Below are 15708 nucleotides of genomic sequence, written 5' to 3'. Positions count from 1 at the left end.
CCACACACGAGGATGTCCTTCCTGGTGCAGGTCGCTCGACGCCTGCTAGGGTCCATGGTCCAGGAGCGCCACGTGCCCACCACCCGTAGGTCGATGATTCGCACCACGTCGCTCGCTGCGACCGCGGCATGGCTGCCCCAGTGCCGCAGCGTGACGGCTTCGACTGCAACCGAGCCGCTGGTCACACCAGCCCAGGGAGCCGAGCCCATGCTCCAGTACACACCCAAGCCACTGCCCTTCGATCCGACCACGCTCGCCGGTCTGTCGGAGAAGCTGATGCGGTCCCACTACGACAACAACTACCTCGGCGCCGTTCGAAAGCTCGACGGCGTTCGTCAGCGGCTCGCCGAGACGACCGACGATGCTCCTGGCTACGTGCTCCACGGGCTCGCCCAGGGCGAGCTTGCGTTCAAGCACTCGGTGGTCCTGCACGAGCTGTACTTCGGAGGTCTGGTCGGGGGTGGATCGTCGGGCTCGGCCACCACGGCGCTCCTGGCCGAGCGCTTCGGCGGGGCGGCGGCGTGGGAGAGTCGCTTTCGTGCGCTCGGGGCGAGCCTGGCCGGGGGCAGCGGGTGGGCGATCGTCGAGTACGACCTGCACGAGAGGGCCCCGCGCATGTACACCGCGGTCGATCACGGGCAGGGGCTGAGCTCGGGGATTCCGCTGCTCGTGCTCGACATGTACGAGCACAGCTACCACATGGACTACGGGACGGCGGCGGCTCGATACATCGATGCGTACCTCGCCAACGTGCACTGGGAGGAAATCGATCGCCGAACCGAGCGGGCGCTGCGACTGCCCGACGGGCTATTCTGATCGTTTTCCCGCCGCCCCGCGACCCACGGGTAGCTCAATGCTCGTGCCGGTGGTGCGCGTCCGGCAGGTGCGGATGCTCGTGCACCAGCGGCTCGTGCCGATGCCAGTGGCTGTGCGGCTCACCGGGCGGATCGTTCGGCCCGTGCTCGTGGACAGCCCCATATCGAGAGCCCCACGGACCTCGCGGGTGCACGCGTCGACGCGGGTGTGAGACTGGGGCCGGAGTGAGACCAGGTAATGAGTACGCGCATCCGTCCGCACTCCGTCCCGGCATGGGCTCGACGCCATCGATGCATGCGCAGCGTACGCGAGAGCTCGCGGCAGACCTCGGGGTCTTCGAAACAGCACGACCCGTGCTCCTCGGGAGACCCGGAGGTCTTCGAAACAGCACGACCCGTGCTCCTCGGGAGACCCGGAGATCTTCGGAACAGCAAGGCCCTTGCTCCTCGGGAGACCCGGGGGTCTTCGAAACAGCAAGGCCCTTGCTCCTCCGAACCACTCCGGGCCTACCCAACCAAGACAGCGAGGCCCGCCGGGAATCTCCCGACGGGCCTCGCACCCACTCGCCTCGAATGTCGCGTCAGGCCGTCACTGAGCCGCCGCCTCGGCCAGCTCGACCACTTCGGGTGCCTCGGGCAGCGGGGCGTCGACCGGCTCCTCCGACTCGCTCGCACCAGGTCCTCGGGGGCGTCGCGCACGAAGGATCGGCTCGAGCTGGTGCTGCGCCGCCCTCACCGCTTCCGCGTCGTCCTCGTCCACGACCCCCACCACGCCACGGGCGTAGCCGACGATCGCGGCCTTGAGCGCACGCAGGGGCTCGAGCACCCGGGCGGCCTCGGGCGCGGCCTCCTTGCGCTCGGTGATCCCGAGCGCCCTGCCATACGCCTCGTGGGCCTGCCGCAGCGCGGGCAGGTAGCCCTCGCCCACCAGCCCCTCGAGCTCCTCCTCGAGCGCCTCGCTCTCCACCAGCAGGAGCCGCCGCTCGCTCTGGGCCCACTCTTCGGCGTAGGGCAGCGTGAGGAAGTCCAGGCCAGTGGGGAACAGCGTGGTCATCATCCGCTCGGCCCTCGCACTGCGATCCTCGTCACCCAGCAGGAAGCAGCCCTCCAGCCGCGATCGCAGCGCCTTCCAGCGGCGATCGAGCACCATGTCGAAGGGCCGCAGGTCCTCCACCGTGGGCATGGGCCGGCTGGTGTCGACCCACGCCGCTTGCAGGAGCTCGGCGGCCGCCCGCAGCTTGACCAGGCGCTTGGCGATCGGCTTGCCGGGTCGCTTGGGGGCCGCGGAGAGCAGCGCTCGCGACAGACTCAGCGTGCTCGCGGGGCTGCGGGTGGGAACGGTGGTGTACTGATCGGGATCGAACGTCGACGACATGCAGCGCTCCTCGGAGGACGAGCCGCACCCTGCGTGCAAGGCCGTCCTCCGGTTTGGGGGAGAGAAGCTGCGCCCTGGCCCAAGTGCCGAGGCGCCTGGGCAGTAAAAGGGGATACGGGGTGATCGCAAGCGGAAAATGCCCGGCCGACGTGTCCCGATGTGAACATGGGCGTGGGGGTGGGACCCCGGCCGGGAGGTAGGTCCCAATCAGATGAGCGAGAGCTGCGTCGCCCGCCCCTGCACCTCGACCGTGGCCCCCAGCGCACCGCGGAGCCAAGCCGCTCCCTCGGCCGACCAGGCCGAGTCGCCACGCAGGAGCACCCGCGGTCGCCCGCATGCCTCCCAGAACGCGGCCAGGTGCGTGCGATCGACCCGCCCCGGGCACCCCGCCTCGGACACCCGCAGCGGCTCGGCGCTCTTCTCCTGACGCTGTCGCCACGCCTCGAGCTGCTGCCGCACGGGCTCGGGCGCGCTCACCAACACCGCCGCGACGACCGTGTGCCGCTGCAACCCCGGGCCCTCGATCGCATCGTGCGGCCACAGCAGCACGCGAGCCTCGGGATCGACGCGCTCGAGGTAGGGAGCGAACCGCGGGTGGGCCTGCACGGGCACGTCCTCGCCCAAGATGCGGGCGATCTGCAGGGCCGCCACCGCCGTGTCGACCAGCACCAGCACCGTGCCTCCGAGCATGGTCAGCGTGCGCAGCCCCTTGATCCGCAGCGCAGGCGCTGGCTCATCGAGCGCCCACTCGGGCTGCGCGCGCAGCAGCAGCCAGTCGCACGGCGTGGGCGACGGCGCCACCCCGAGCGCCCACGTATGCAGGCACCGCAGGCCACCCCCCTGACGATGGGCCAGGCGCAGCGACGACCCCCCCAGCGGCAGGCCCGACGACACCGCCTCGAGGGTGAGCCGCCCCACCCCGAACTCGCGGCCGTGCTCCACCAGCACCGCCCGCGCCAGGCTCGTGCGCTGCGACTGCGAGAGGTTGGCCAGCGCCATCGCGTAGACCAGATCGCGATGGCCGATCCACGGGCCCGGCACCAGCTTGGGCTGGGCCCCCACGTGCGAGAGGAAGCAGGTGCGATCGGGCCCGGGCTCGTCGAGCGACAGGCGCTCGCGCGAGACCATGTGCTGCACCTCGTGCAGCTCCGCCTCGAGCTCGGAATCCTTGGAATCTCCCTCGGCCATCGGCATCAGACGCCTCGTTCGAGCTTGGCACGGGCTCGCGCGCGCCGGAAGAACTCGCGCAACAATCCGGCGGCGGACTCGGCGAGCACCCCGGGGCACAGCTCCACCCGGTGGTTCAGACGGGGATCGGTGCAGATCTCGTAGAGGCTCCGCACCGCCCCCGCCTTCGGATCGTCGGCACCATAGACCAACCGCGCCACGCGGGCGTTGACGATGGCCCCGGCGCACATCGGGCACGGCTCGAGCGTGACGTAGAGCGTGGCGCCGTCGATGCGCCAGCGCCCCGCGCTGCGACATGCATCGCGGAGCGCGACGATCTCGGCATGACCGGTGGGATCGGCCTCGGCCTCGCGCCGATTCTCCCCCACCCCCACGACCACACCGTCGAGCACGACCACCGCCCCCACGGGAACGTCTCCGCGAGCAGCCGCGGCCTCGGCCCGGGCCAAGGCGTAGCCCATGAAGCGCTCGTCGTCGGTCGTCACTCGTTCGTCCCGCGCGGCGACGTTATCCCCGGAACGCCCGCCGCTCGTAAACCCCCACCGACGCGGAACGTGACGAGGGCCCGAGGCGATCCGGATCGCCCCGAGCCCCCGCGGCACTCGCCAGCCAGATCTGGGTCCTAGGCCGCGAGCTCGTTCATGCGCTGCCGCATGTGCTCGAGCGCGAGGACCTGGAGCTGACGGATGCGCTCCCGAGACAGCGAGTACTGCTCGCCGATCTCCGCCAGCGTACGGGGCTCCTGCCCGTCGAGGCCGAAGCGCTGGCGCAGGATGTCGCGCTCCATGGGCGCGAGCTCGAGGAGCGCCGTCCGCATCTGCTCCTCGGCGCGCAGCATGTCGAGCCGCTCGCCCGGGGTGTGCTCCTCGGGCACGGACAGCAGGTCGGCCACCGAGCGCGGATCGTCGGCGGAAACCCGAGCATCGAGGCTGATCGGCTGAGTGGCCAGGGCCCGGGTGGCGGCCTCGACCTTGTCGACCGTGGTGCCCACCGCGTCGGCGAGCTCGGCGTCGAGCGGGTTGCGACCGAGCTCGCCGCGGAGCCGACGGCGGGTCTTGCTGAGCTTCTGCGCCAGCGTGTGCAGGTGTTGTGGTACCCGCACGGTGCGCCCACGGTTGACCATGGCCCGGCGCATCGTGTGCCGGATCCACCAGCTCGCGTAGGTCGAGAAGCGAAAGCCACGGGCCGGCTCGAAGCGGTCGACCGCCTTGAGCAAGCCGATGTTGCCCTCCTGGATGAGATCGGTGAGCGAGAGTCCCGAGCCCCTCAGGCGGTTGGCCATGCGGACCACGAGCCGCAGGTTGGCTCGTGCGAACTGGTTGCGGGCGGCCCGTAGCGCAGCCGCGGAGCCTCGGACGGTGGCGAGGTACTGGTCGTAGGGTCGGCTGCCCCGCCGAGGCGGGTGGACCGGCAGCGTGGCCGCCGGTTGACCCAAGCCGAGCTGCTCGACGTCGGCTGCGATGCGGTCGGCCAGCAGGCACTCCTGGTCGCGTGCGCTGAGGTGCTCGGCCAGCGAGCGCACCGCGACCTCGAGTGCATCACGGGTGCCCTTGCGATCGCGCTCCCGAACCGCAACGGCCGCGGCGGCAGCCGTTGCGCACGCGACCTCGAATTCGGGATCGGCCTGACCGGCCGGCAGCTCGGCGGCGATCTGGACCCGGGCGACGTCGGCGATGGCCTCGACGTAGGGCGCATACCCCATGAGGTTGCGCCAGTAGGCGGTACGCAGCGAGACGATCTCCTCGGCCCGCTCGCGCTCCTCTCGAGGTGTCATCAAGGGGTAGCGCGAGACGTCGCGCATGTAGGCGCTGAGCGACGGCTCACCCGCCGAAGCCTCGGAGGCTCCGCTGGCGCCGGCCCGACGAGGCGCCAGGGAGACTGGCGAAGCCTCGGGAGAGGTGCGAAGATGGTCGTGGCTGGTGGACATGGTGTCTGCCTTCCTCGTCGCCACGGTCTTCGTCGTGGCAACCTTCATTGCCCCAGGTACGCGTTCGAGGCACAGGAGCGACGGGACCGAGCCTTCGATCCGCAGTAGGAGATACGGAGCTGGCCCCCGGAGTGGTTTCGCTGGCGGCCGCATCGCCTCCCGAGTGGCGGTGCGAAATCACGGATCGAGCGTGAGAGGGCCTGTAGGTCCCGGCAAAAGCAGTGTAGTGACGGTCGTTTGCACCGCAACCCCCGGCTCGGAGAAACACTGCCCACCGCGCGTGCGCCAGACTTCGCCCCGAAGGCGCCGAGGCGGCGAGCCCGGGCGCGCAGCCTTCGCTGCGCGTGCCTCGACGAACATCCGGCCGCCCTGGACACCCCACGGGCCGGCTGCATTTCACGGGTGGCGAGTCGCGAAGTTCCCGACGATTCCCTACGGTCGACGGCAGGCGGGCGCGGCGACGCTCACTTGGACCGGTCGACCGAGTCGATCACTTCGATTTCATGGAAGCGCTGATAGTCGATTCGCAAGCGCCCATCCTCGGTGTTGTCGACGATGTCCACGAAGCGAGCCCCGAACCGAACGTCATCGGGGTCGTAGATGTGCCGAGCATGCACCGTCTGGGAGAAGGTGGCATCGATGCCGGTCATCGACACGATGAACCGCAGCCCGTCCGCGTGGTAGGAGGCCTCGTCACGCCCGTGGAGCGGGCTGGCCTCGTCGATCTCGTGGATCACGGTCCAGGTCATCGCGAACATGGGGGTCGTGGAGCGAAGCAGCACGAGATCGACGAGCCGTCGCATGCTCTCGCCCTCGCTGGTGACCTCGGGCACGAGCGCCGAGACGCGCAGCGAGGCCTCGATGATCTCGTTGCCCCGCGCGTTGCCCACCCGAAACACGAGCGCGGGGCGACCATTGCGACGCTGGACCAGCAGGTTGCTGGAGAACATCACCTTGGCACGCGGCTGGGCGAACTTGGTGAACACCAGCCCCGTCGCAATCGCGGTACCCAGCAGGCCCGTCATCGCCTCGAAGGTCACCAGCGTGTGCACGACTCCGCTGCGCGGGGCGAGCGTGCCGTAGCCGATCGTCGACAACGTCTGCACGCTGAACGCGAACGCGTCGACGAAGCTGCCGGGCTCGCCTCCGTTGATCCCGTCGGGCTGCACCAGGTAGAGGCCGGCGAACACGAGGTTGGTGAAGAGATAGGCCAGCCCCAGCACCCCGATGAGGAGCAGCCACGAGCCCCGCATGAGGTGGTAGTAGAGATCGGTGAGCGGGCTCAGCCGAAGGCCGACGCGGACCGCATTCCGCGGGTCGTTGGGGCGGTGCTGCGGCGCCATGGCGGGAGCATGACCCCAAACGGCCCCTTGCGGCCATCGAGCCCGGCAAGGCCGGCGACCCCGCCAGGCGACACGGCCGACCACGACCCGTGGAGCTTGGCGGCGGGCCCTGCTAGCGTCCCCCGACCATGGACACCTCGGCGCGGCACGACATCATCCTCTTTGGGGCAACCGGCTTCACCGGCGGTCTGGTCGCCGAGTACCTCGCGCAGACGCTCGAGCCCGGGCAGCTGTCGTGGGCGCTCGCCGGTCGGGACGTTCGCAAGCTGCGACGGGTCCGCGAAGCCCTGGCCGCGACGAACCCCGCATGGGCCGAGCTGCCGCTCTACCAGGGCCTGAGCAGCGACTCCGAGAGCCTGCGCGACCTGGCGGCCCGGACCCGCGTGATGCTGACGACGGTGGGGCCCTACGCCTCGCACGGCGAGCCGCTGGTGGCGGCGTGCGTGGCCGAGGGCTGCGACTACGTGGACCTGACCGGCGAGCCCACGTTCTGGAAGGGCGTGATCGATCGCCACCACGGCGAGGCCGCGGCCAAGGGCCTGCGCCTGGTGTCGTGCTGTGGGTTCGACAGCATCCCGCACGACCTCGGGGTGCTCTACACCGTCGATCGGCTGCGCGAGCACGGCGGCGAGGGGCCCATCGAGATCGACGGATTCGTGCGCGCGCACGGGGGATTCTCGGGCGGCACGCTGGCCTCGGCCCTGCAGGCAATGGCCGAGCTACGCCCCGGCGCGTCCTCGGGGCGCTCGGCTCCGTCGCACGGGCCGGGCGGTACCAGGTCCCGGCCGCGGATCCACTTCGAGTCGGCCATCGGGCGCTGGGTGGTACCGATGCCAACCATCGACCCCCTGGTGGTCGAGCGCAGCACCGCGCTGATCGGAGAGTACGAGCTGCGCTATGGCCACTACATGGCCGCCAAGTCGTTGCCGCGTCTGGCTGCCCTCATGGCCGGGGTGGGCACGGTCTTCGCCCTGGCCAAGACCCCGGCTCGCCATCTACTGGAGCGGCTGCGACCGTCGGGCTCGGGGCCGAGCGAGGAGCAGCGCGCCAAGGGGTGGTTCGTGGTCACGTTCGTGGGTCGCCAGGGGCAGGCGAGCGTGACCACCGAGGTCCGCGGAGGTGACCCCGGCTACGGGCACACGGCGAAGATGATCGCCGAGGCCGCTCGCTGTCTGGCGGAGGATCGCGATCGACTGCCCGCGCGGCACGGGGTGCTCACCCCGGCGGCCGCGATGGGCGAGGTGCTCATCGAGCGTCTTCGCCAGACGGGGATGGAATTCACGGTCCGTGCCTGACCGGGATGGCACGTGAGTTTTCTCGGCTTGTTCGCACGGTGGACGCCTCCGGGGGTGCGCACGAAGGAATGGGGATGGATCCCCGGCCGCATCGCCAGGATGATGGGGGCTGCCCGTGATCGCGTGGGCCATTGCGATTGGACTTCATCATGCTCGAACAACCCACGAGAGCCACCGGGCCTTCGATCCTCCTGCTGGCCGCGCTGCTCTCGACCGGCTGTCCCGACGGCGGAGGTGGAGGCGGGACGACGGCGGGCTCGAGCTCGGGCACGGAGGCAAGCACGAGCCTGGCCGACACCACGGCGGGGCAGAACCAGGCGCCTCCCATGCCCACCCTGGTGTCCCCGGCCGACGGAGCCAGCGACGTGCCGATCCAGTCCGAGCTGTGCTGGGAGCTGGTCGACGATCCCGACGGCGACCCGGTGCGCTACCGCGTGTTCGTGGACGACATCGAGCTGGCCGAGGGCAAGCTCGGGGACGAGGGACATGCCGGTCCATGCATCGGGCCGCTCGCTCTCAACTACGACCAGGTCTACGCGTGGCAGGTCCAGGCGTTCGATCCCGACGAGCCCGGCCTCGAGTCCGCCCGTACTCCCGCCTGGACGTTCCACACCGCGCCCGATGGGCTCACCACGACGGTGTTCGAGGATCCATTCGACGAGGATCTGGGGTGGGAGCTCTCGGGGGATGCGCTGGATGGCTCGTGGGTCCGGGGCAATCCGGTGCCTGCGACTCACCTCGGCTGGACCTCGCAGCCGGCCGGCTGCGCGGGCGGCCAGTCGTGCGTGTTCACCGGCCAGAACCCGCAGGGGCTGCCCTGGGAGGCGGACGTGGCGGGAGGCAGCACCACGCTGACGTCGCCCGCGTTCGACCTGGGCGGCTTCGCGGCGGCGACCGTCACCCTCAGCCGCTTCTTCTACAAGTCGAGCTTTCCCGAGACCGGCACCTTGTTTCGGGTGGAGCTGCTGGTCCCCGACGATGCCGTGCCCGGCGGCGAGCAGGTGTTCGTGCTCGAGCAGCTCGAGCTGGCCGAGGACGGCGGGGGGCGTACCAACACGTGGACCCCGGTGGAATACGCGGCGTGCAACCTGCCCATGGTGGATGGGTCGCGCTTGCGCCTGGTGGCCACCGATCTGGGTGCCGGGGTGCTCGAGGCCGCGGTGGACTCGGTGGTCGTGACCGGCCAGCTGCAGGTCGGGGTGTGCGACGGCGGCGAAGGGGCGATCTGCGACCCCAACGCGGATGCACCGTGCGAGGGCGAGCTGCTGTGCTGCGCCCGGGGCACGGTCAACAAGGGGGTGTACCGCTGCGCGCAGGCCGTGCCATCGATCACGTACCCCGAGCCGGGCGGGCCGGTGGGCACCATGAACGGTCCGCTGGGCTGTGATGCCCCCGATCTGTTCGTGGAGTCGGAAGGGATCGATGTGTACGAGGACGATCAGTTCTTCCTCGACAACAGCTGCGAGATCCTCGAGGGCTGCGTGCCCGAGCCGGGGTGGCGGCGGTTGCTTCGCTTCGACACGCGAACGCCCAATGCGGGCTCGCGCGACCTGGCGCTGGGCGTGCCCAGCAACCACCCCGATCTGTTCCACTGGAGCGAGTGCCACGGGCACTACCACTTCGACGGCTACGCGTACTACGACCTGCTCGACGGCATGGGCAACGTGGTGGCCACCGGTCACAAGCAGGCGTTCTGCCTGCTCGACTGGTCGCCCTGGGCCTGGAACGACTTCGGCGGGGACTACACGTGCAGCAACCAGGGCATCAGCCTGGGCTGGGAGGACGTCTACGGCAGCTATCTCGACTGCCAGTACGTCGACATCACGGACGTGCCACCGGGCGACTACGTGCTGCGGGTATCGGTGAACCAGCCGCTCCCCGAGGCGGCCGTGGCCCCGCTGATCGAGCGCGACTACGACAACAACGTGCTCGAGGTCCCGGTGACGATCACGGGGATGTGACCGCGGTGCGAAGGCTCTGGCTCGTGCTCGGCCTTGGCGCATGCGGAGGTGCATGCGGGAATCCGGCGACGGCTCCAGCAGAAGGAGGCGCGTCGTCGGGAACCGCGACCGCGGCCACGACCGAAGCTGGCGATACGACCGCGATGGCGACGGACACGACGGCGATCGGCGATGCGTGTGCGTCGACGCCGCTGCGAGACGCGGGCTACGACCCGTGCCCCGGTGCTTGCGGCGATGGCCAGTGCATCCACGAAGAGGGGGCGTATGGCGTGTGCACGTGGGGATGCGCCGTCGACTGCGACTGCTGGCCCGTACCCGCGGGTGGTACCGCCCCCGCGCGCTGCTCGACCACGTTGCTCGAGTCGTTCCCGGTCTGTGTGCTGGACTGCTCGACGGGAGGCACGTGCCCCTCCGCCATGGTGTGTCTGGCGGAGCTGGGAATTTGCGCTCACCCGGCGCCAAGCACGGGCGACTCGGGCACGGCGACGACGGATGCGGGCTCGGGCTCGGATGCGGGCTCGACGGATCCGATTCCCCCGGACTGAGCGGCTTGCGTGGCCCGGCCGGACGCGACAGCCTCGGGGTCATGCGTCCGTGGCTCGGCTCGTGGCTCGTGTGCGTGGGAGCAAGCTGCAACCCATCGAGCACCGACTCGCCACGTGCTCCGGCGTCCTCCTCGGTCGAAGTGGATCGGCGCCCGGTGCCCTCCGATCCCGCCGCGCACGAGGATCCGGGGGAGGCGAACGGAGCCGCGGCCGAAGTCATCCCCGAGCCCGAGCCCGAGCCTCCGAGCGAGCCGGAGGTGCTCTCGCTGCCGGCCTCGACCTCGACCTCGATCGGTCACCCCACCAGCGGGCGCCTCGAGGGTGGCGTGGCGTTGCCGTTGCAGGCCCCGGGGTTGCTGTTCAACCCCAGCAAGGATCCCGGCTCGCGCTACGGCACGGTCGAGCTGGTCGCGGGGCTCGTACGCGCTGCCGGCACGGTGGAGCGTGCGTCACCGGGAGCTCCGTTGACGGTGGGAGATCTGGCACGCGAAGGAGGCGGGGAGATCTCCGGGCATGCATCGCACCGCACGGGACGCGACGTCGACGTGCTGTTCCATCTGCGTCACGACGACGCCGAAGGGGCTCCGTTCGTGCCGTCCAAGGCGATCCCGCTCGATCCCGACGGCCGAGGTACGGACTACGTCGATCTCGCCGATCCCACCGACGACGTCCCCGTACGGCTCGACGCGGAGCGCACGTGGAGCTTCGTGGCCGCGCTGCTGGCCGACGAGGCGGCGGCCGTGCAGCGGATCTTCGTGGTGGAGCACGTCCGCAGCGCACTGCTCGACGAAGCCCGCCGGGTCGGAGCACCGCAGGACATCGTGGAGCGGTTCGCCGAGGTCACCTGCCAGCCTCGCTTCCCGCACGACGACCACATGCACATTCGGGTGTTCTGCAGCCCCGAGGACGTGGCCGCCGGATGCGAGGACACGCAGCCGCTCTATCCATGGCGCAAGCAAGCGCTGGCGGCCGCGGGGGTGAAGCCGGTGATCTCCAGGCGCTCGGGTGACGAAGACGCCAAGCCCAAGTCCAAGCCCAAGCTCAAGACCCTCGCGCAGGCCCGCGCCGAGGCGGGGCCCATGCACGAGGACGTGGTGGAGTTCCTCGACCGCCGCGCCGCGTGGGCCAAGCAGCCGCATCCCGGCCGCCGCTGGTGCCGGTAGGTACAGGTGAGATTTTTCTCTCCTATGTGCGGAAAGACCCGTGGAGACCGGTGTCGAACGATCATGATGCCCCGACCCACCGATCGACCCCTGGCCCGGGCCCAAGCGCATCTCTCGGCCGGACGCCACGCCGAGGCCATTGGCGCCTTTCGCGCGGCATTGGGCATCGACCCGAGCGACATGCGGGCACGGATGGGGCTGGTCAAGGCGTTGGTCGCGCGAGGTCGGCGCTCGGACGCTGCCGAAGGGCTGGTCGCGACGGCCCGGGACTGTGTCGCCCGCCGCGAGCTCGACCTCGCGCTCGACCTCCTCGGACGCGCGCTGCAGCTCGATCCCCACCGGCTCGAGCTCCACGTCGACGTGGCGATGGTGGAGCGCTCGCTGGGTCGGACCGAGCAAGCGCTGATGCGGATCGAGAGCCTGGCCGAGCACTACATGAGCACCGGTCGGACCGAGGATGCGGCGGGTCTGCTGCGCTTTGCGGCGAGCTGGGACGAGCCCATCGTCGTGGCCGCGCCCATCGTCGAGGCCGTGCCCATCGTCGAGGCCGCGCCCGCAGCGGTTCGGGCCGCTCCCACGGCACCGATGCGCACGAAGGCGCCGCGCCGCCTTCCCGAGCGGCGCCAGCCCGCGCCGCGCCGCGCCACGCCGCGAGTCGACGACAACGACCAGACGGTGGCGCGGGCCGTGCCGCGACGCGCGATCGAGGAGATCGACGTCGACATGGTGACCCGAGTGGCACGCGTGCCCGAGCGTCCGGCGAGGCCCGTGAGGCCCGTCGTCACGACCAAGCCCTCGCTCGTCGATCGCCTCCGCAGCCGCGCGGGCCTGAGCCACGAGGGCGATGCACCCACGGTGCGGCTGAAGGCTCGCCGCGCCCAGGATCGGCCGAGCCGGGCCCCGGAGCGCGATGACGAGGTCACGGTGCTGTTCCGCCGCCCCGAGGATCTGCGTCACGCCATCGCCTACTGAAGCGGGTGGTGGAAGGCCGGCACGCGTTGGATTGCCGGGTTGCGCCGGACACCGCATGGAGGCAAGAGTTCGGCCATGCCGACGTGGACCTTCATTCGGCACGGGCAGAGCGTGGCCAACGTCGAGGGCTGGCTCGCTGGCCACCTCGATACTCCGTTGACGACCCTCGGTGCGGAGCAGGCGGTGGCTGCGCGCCGCGAGCTGGTCGAACCGCTGCCCACGCGAGCCGTCTGCTCCGATCTCCGTCGTGCCCACCACACGGCACGGCTCTTGCTGGCCGAGCACTCGATTCCCCTCATCGTCAGCCCGCGATTGCGTGAGCGGGATTGCGGTGCATGGCAGCGACGATCGACGGCATCGATCGTCGCCGATCCCGAGCGACGCCGCTGCCTGGCCTCGTGGATCGAACGCCCGCCCCGCGGCGAGAGCCTGCTCGACGTGGCGCTACGGGCCGTGGGGTGGCTGAGCACGATCGCAGATGCGCAACGGGACACCCTGGTGGTCGCCCACGGTGCACTCATCCGCGCCGTGCTGGCGGCCATCGATCATCTTCCCCGCGATCGCGTCGATCAGTGGCATCCCGGCAATTGCGAAGCCACGCGACGCGACGTGTCAGGGGAAACATGGCACGTGCTGCTCGACGATCTACGACGTGAGGCGTCCCTCACCTCGCGAGTGCCCAGTCGTTAGTGCACCGAGCCCCTTCGTGCCCTACGCTCCCGGCACCCCCCCAATCATGAGAGCCAACGACTGCACGCGTCCCCCCCGTGTGTCGCTTCGGTTGCTCGGACGCCCCGTGCCGAGCCGCCTGCGACACGAGGTCATCGACGACTCGCTGCTGGGCACGGCCTGGCGCTGGGATGGCAGCGACGATCGCATCGCCACCCGCTGAGCCTCGATCGCCTTCATCGTCACTTCACTGCCTCGCGCCGACCCGACCGCCGCTCCATCGACGTGGTCGCGTCGGCGCGATGCACATCAGGCACCCGCCCCTGGCCCCGGCAGACCCAAGCGCCGGTGATCGGCGAGGGTGCAGCGGTCGGACACGACCTCGATTCCCACCGCCCGCAGCCGCTCGGCCACGGCATCGTGGCGAACGCCGAGCTGCATCCACACCACCGCGGGCCGCGGCTGCATTGCCAGCAGCTCGGGGAGGTGCTCGGGCAGCAGCTCGGAGCGCCGAAACACGTCGACCATGTCGACCGCCTCGGACAGCTCCGCCAGCGTGGCCACCACCGGCTCGCCGAGGATCCGCTGCCCCGCGAGCTTGGGATTGACCCCGAGGATCCGATAGCCCACGCGGTGCAGGTACTGCGGAACGTACGACGCGGCCTTGCTCGGATCGTCGTGGATGCCGAGCACGGCGATGGTGCGCGTGGCGTCGAAGATCCGGGCGAGCGCGGCGTCGTCCATTTCCGGCAGGCTACGGCGACCGGCTGCTTTCCACCAGTGGTGCCCTCGGCTCGGCTCCGCTGGCCCGCTCAGCGGGACTCGACCACGGTCTGCAGCTCCTCGAGGTAGCGTCGGGCGAGCCGATCGCGATCGTAGTGCTCGCACACGAAGGCCCGCCCGGCGGCCCCTCGACGGCGGCACTCCTCGGGATCGGCCTTGGCGCGCCGGATGGCCTCGGCGAGCGCATCGGGATCCTCGGGCGTCACCGCCCACCCGGCCCCGGCATCGCGAAGCAGCCGCTCGGCCTCGCCCCGCACGCCCAGCACCATGGGCCGACCGCTGCCCATGATCTCGAACATCTTGGAGGGGAGCACCTTCTCGAACAGCTCCGTGCGCCGCAGGATCACGGCCACGAGATCCGACGCTGCGACCAAGGCCGGGATCGCCTCGCGGGGCTGCTGCCCCAGCATGGTCACGTTGCGCAGGCCCTGCGCCTCGACCCTGGCGACCAGCCGCTCGCGCTCGGCCCCCTCGCCCACGAGCAGCACGTGGATCTCGGGATCGTCCTGCAGCCGCTGGGCCGCATCGAGCAAGGTGTCGAGCCGCTGGGCCATGCCGTGGGTACCGATGTACGAGACCACGAACTTGCCATGCAGGCCCAGCGCGGACTTCTGCGCCTCGTCGATGGGGCGCGGGGAGAACAGCTCGAGGTCGACGCCGTTCTTGATCACGCGCATCTTGTCGGGATCGATGCCCTGCTGCTTCCACACGTCGCAAAACGAGTCGGTCACGCTGACCAGCAGCGCAGCCTGGCGGTAGAGGAACTGCTCGACCTGCTCGAGCGTGAGGATGACCGGATGACGAGGCGGAAGGACCCCGACCTCCACGATGCTGGCGGGCCACAGGTCGCGCACCTCGAGCACGTAGGGCACGCGGAGGATCCGGCTGAGCACCCAGCCGCTGACCGCACACAGGAACTGCGGCGAGGTGGCAACGACCACGTCGGCCCCACGCACGCTGCGATCGAGGGCCCCCAGCACGACCGACGAGGACGCAAACGAGAGGAACGCCAGCGAGCGGCGGGCGATGCCACGGTTGGCGGCGGCGTGGATCCACGTGCGCAGCACCTCCACGTCGCCCCAGCGCTCGCGCTCACGGATCTTGCCGCGATACTGCGGCGGCACCACTCCGGTGGGGTGGTTGGGGAAGCCGGTGAGCACGCAGACCTCGTGCCCTGCTTCGGTCCACGCGCGGGACAGCTCCGACACCCGCGCGGCGGGGGCTCCCATCTCGGGCGGGAAGTACTGCGAGACGTAGAGGATCTTCACGATGCGAGGCCCGTCGGCGGCCCGAGCCTACCGCAAAGCCACGGCCCAAACGATCGAGCGCGCGACGAGCTCGCCATGGGGCTCGTCGCGCGCCGACGTTGGTGGGGTGGCCCGGGGGCGCCGCAGCGCTAGAGGTCGAGCGCCAGCTTCACCAGCTCGGCGTTGAAGTGACCACGCAGGTGGATGAGGCTCGGGTGGCGAGCCGGGCGACGCCACTGGATCAGCTTGCCGTCGGGGGACAGGTGATCGCCGGTGAGCTTGTCGTCGGCGAACTCGTACACGCTCACGTCGCCATCATTGCCCTTGTAGGCAGCGGCGTCGGCATCGGCGGGGTCGTCCGCGGCCGCGGGCTGGGGGGCGAGGGCGAGGGTCAGCAACAGGGTCAGGGTGCTCATCGGATGTCT

At 70.5% G+C, this 15708-nt stretch carries 15 protein-coding genes; 7 read left to right on the top strand and 8 right to left on the bottom strand.

Going from position 1 to position 15708, the window contains the following annotated elements:
* The first annotated feature begins 93 nt into the window (after positions 1-93).
* Positions 94-816, top strand: coding sequence for a superoxide dismutase (locus OEB96_RS19235; protein WP_266217679.1), 723 nt, complete (start codon positions 94-96; stop codon positions 814-816).
* Between the two features lie 588 nt (positions 817-1404).
* Here OEB96_RS19235 and OEB96_RS19230 read toward each other — a convergent pair.
* The 5 genes from OEB96_RS19230 to OEB96_RS19210 all read right to left on the bottom strand — a co-directional run bounded on the left by OEB96_RS19230 (position 1405) and on the right by OEB96_RS19210 (position 6648).
* Complete coding sequence (locus tag OEB96_RS19230) at positions 1405-2190, bottom strand: hypothetical protein (RefSeq protein ID WP_266217678.1); 786 nt, start codon at positions 2188-2190, stop codon at positions 1405-1407.
* 207 nt (positions 2191-2397) lie between these two features.
* On the bottom strand, positions 2398-3378 hold the full coding sequence (locus tag OEB96_RS19225) for a hypothetical protein (RefSeq protein ID WP_266217676.1): 981 nt from the start codon (positions 3376-3378) through the stop codon (positions 2398-2400).
* 5 nt (positions 3379-3383) lie between these two features.
* Complete coding sequence (tadA, locus tag OEB96_RS19220; protein ID WP_266217674.1) at positions 3384-3863, bottom strand: tRNA adenosine(34) deaminase TadA; 480 nt, start codon at positions 3861-3863, stop codon at positions 3384-3386.
* 137 nt (positions 3864-4000) lie between these two features.
* The gene (locus OEB96_RS19215; RefSeq protein ID WP_266217673.1) at positions 4001-5305 is read right to left on the bottom strand and encodes a sigma-70 family RNA polymerase sigma factor; all 1305 of its coding nucleotides are present in this window, start codon (positions 5303-5305) and stop codon (positions 4001-4003) included.
* A 464-nt stretch (positions 5306-5769) separates the two neighbouring features.
* The gene (locus OEB96_RS19210; RefSeq protein ID WP_266217671.1) at positions 5770-6648 is read right to left on the bottom strand and encodes an ion channel; all 879 of its coding nucleotides are present in this window, start codon (positions 6646-6648) and stop codon (positions 5770-5772) included.
* A 128-nt stretch (positions 6649-6776) separates the two neighbouring features.
* On the opposite strand from OEB96_RS19210, the gene OEB96_RS19205 reads away from it, so the two are divergent.
* From OEB96_RS19205 to OEB96_RS19180, 6 genes are all read left to right on the top strand, one after another.
* Complete coding sequence (locus OEB96_RS19205) at positions 6777-7943, top strand: saccharopine dehydrogenase family protein (protein ID WP_266217669.1); 1167 nt, start codon at positions 6777-6779, stop codon at positions 7941-7943.
* Positions 7944-8092: 149 nt separating this feature from the next.
* Entirely contained in the window at positions 8093-9904 is a 1812-nt protein-coding gene (locus OEB96_RS19200; protein ID WP_266217668.1) for a lysyl oxidase family protein, read from the top strand.
* Positions 9905-10047: 143 nt separating this feature from the next.
* Positions 10048-10449 carry a hypothetical protein gene (locus tag OEB96_RS19195; protein ID WP_266217666.1) on the top strand — a complete coding sequence of 134 codons (402 nt, stop codon included), beginning with the start codon at positions 10048-10050 and terminating at the stop codon, positions 10447-10449.
* 41 nt (positions 10450-10490) lie between these two features.
* Positions 10491-11612: a penicillin-insensitive murein endopeptidase gene (locus OEB96_RS19190; RefSeq protein ID WP_266217664.1), complete on the top strand. Its 1122-nt coding sequence runs from the start codon at positions 10491-10493 to the stop codon at positions 11610-11612.
* Positions 11613-11675: 63 nt separating this feature from the next.
* Complete coding sequence (locus OEB96_RS19185; protein WP_266217662.1) at positions 11676-12584, top strand: tetratricopeptide repeat protein; 909 nt, start codon at positions 11676-11678, stop codon at positions 12582-12584.
* A gap of 75 nt (positions 12585-12659) precedes the next feature.
* A complete protein-coding gene (locus OEB96_RS19180) occupies positions 12660-13274 on the top strand; it encodes a histidine phosphatase family protein (RefSeq protein ID WP_266217661.1) in 615 nt (204 codons plus the stop codon).
* A 288-nt stretch (positions 13275-13562) separates the two neighbouring features.
* Here OEB96_RS19180 and OEB96_RS19175 read toward each other — a convergent pair whose 3' ends face one another.
* The 3 genes from OEB96_RS19175 to OEB96_RS19165 all read right to left on the bottom strand — a co-directional run bounded on the left by OEB96_RS19175 (position 13563) and on the right by OEB96_RS19165 (position 15699).
* Positions 13563-13997, bottom strand: a complete 435-nt coding sequence (locus OEB96_RS19175; RefSeq protein ID WP_266217659.1) for a CoA-binding protein — start codon at positions 13995-13997, stop codon at positions 13563-13565.
* Positions 13998-14065: 68 nt separating this feature from the next.
* Positions 14066-15304: a glycosyltransferase family 4 protein gene (locus OEB96_RS19170; protein WP_266217658.1), complete on the bottom strand. Its 1239-nt coding sequence runs from the start codon at positions 15302-15304 to the stop codon at positions 14066-14068.
* A gap of 128 nt (positions 15305-15432) precedes the next feature.
* Positions 15433-15699, bottom strand: a complete 267-nt coding sequence (locus tag OEB96_RS19165; RefSeq protein ID WP_266217656.1) for a hypothetical protein — start codon at positions 15697-15699, stop codon at positions 15433-15435.
* Between the last annotated feature and the right edge of the window lie 9 nt (positions 15700-15708).

This window comes from Paraliomyxa miuraensis, from assembly GCF_026337845.1.
Classification (GTDB): Bacteria; Myxococcota_A; Polyangia; order Nannocystales; family Nannocystaceae; genus Paraliomyxa; species Paraliomyxa miuraensis.
Note: the sequence above shows the minus strand (reverse complement) of the source record. Positions and strands in the feature narration are given on the sequence as shown.